2 protein-coding genes are annotated in these 1034 nt (G+C 67.1%); one reads left to right on the top strand and one right to left on the bottom strand.

Annotated features, from left to right (window positions below; genetic code table 11):
* Positions 1-219: 219 nt before the first annotated feature.
* Entirely contained in the window at positions 220-654 is a 435-nt protein-coding gene (locus CNO22_RS27240) for a hypothetical protein (protein WP_157937179.1), read from the bottom strand.
* Between the two features lie 119 nt (positions 655-773).
* Here CNO22_RS27240 and CNO22_RS28080 point away from each other — a divergent pair, with 119 nt between their 5' ends.
* A complete protein-coding gene (locus CNO22_RS28080; protein ID WP_157937178.1) occupies positions 774-968 on the top strand; it encodes a hypothetical protein in 195 nt (64 codons plus the stop codon).
* Positions 969-1034: the final 66 nt, after the last annotated feature.

Here is a 1034-nt window from a genome sequence, read left to right as displayed (position 1 = left end):
CTCGTCCGCGGTCAGCCCGCCACCCTGGGGATACCTCATGGTGTGGGCATAGCGCAGGCCGCGCCGACTGTCAGCAGGGTCCGGCCGGCGGCCAACCGAGCCCGTAACTCCTGCCGTTAATGATCTTTAGAGGGCTGGTGGCCCTTTCGCGGACACAGCCAGGCGTGTCCTTACGACCCGCGGTGGGTTTCCGTACCCGGCAGATTCCCCCCGGCGAGATCACTGCGGGGTGTCGCCGGCGCCGAACGCGTCCTTGACCTTCTCGACCATCTGGTGGCCCATGCTCTCGGCGAGGATCGCCTCGTCCGGATCCGCGGTCTGCTCGGTTGGAGGGGTGAATAGCAGTCGCTCCGCGTACGGGGCGTCGCGGCCCATCGAGTAGGCGGCCGCGGTTTCGGCGTAGAGCCCTCTGGCGTCTTCAACCGACCGTCCGCCCTGGATGATCTCGACGGCGAGGTTGAGCGTGAGGGTGTTGAAGGCCTCGTGGTCGCGGGCACCGATCTGCCCCGCCGTCCTGTCGATGATGACGCTGCCATCGAACGCGACCAGTTCACTGGCCTTGTCGGCGTCAACCGGGTAGTCGACGTACTGGGTGAAGTAGTCGGTGTGTGGCGTCGGGAAGTGGTGGAGGACCTCGTCGGCGGTCAGCTCCATCCGGCTCCACGGCCCGGTGCGGTACCAGAACATTTTGGAGGGGGTCGCCTCGTTGGGGGGGGCCGTAGTGCTCGAGGATCTTCTCGGCCGTCTTCCGCGGCGCTTCCGGCCAGTGCTCGATGATCGAGCGAGCCGCCTCCAGCCGAACCGATTGCCGCTGGCCGAGCTCGGCCGCCGCCGATGCCTGGCTTTGCAGCCGTTTCGCGCTGGCCTTGACGGTCGCCATCGCCTGCATTCGCTCGGCTGTGGACATCTGCAGCTGGTCGTCCTCGGAACCCATCGTGACTGTTCAGGTGGTCGCCCGCGTGTCGTGATCGGGTGATCCTGGCGGGCTGTGAAGGATCGGTCCGTGTCCGCGCCGAGCTACGAGCAACTGGCGG

Origin of the sequence: Geodermatophilus chilensis (assembly GCF_002802985.1) — a bacterium.
In the GTDB taxonomy this organism is placed as follows: domain Bacteria; phylum Actinomycetota; class Actinomycetes; order Mycobacteriales; family Geodermatophilaceae; genus Geodermatophilus; species Geodermatophilus chilensis.
This window is presented reverse-complemented; position numbering and strand designations above follow the sequence as displayed.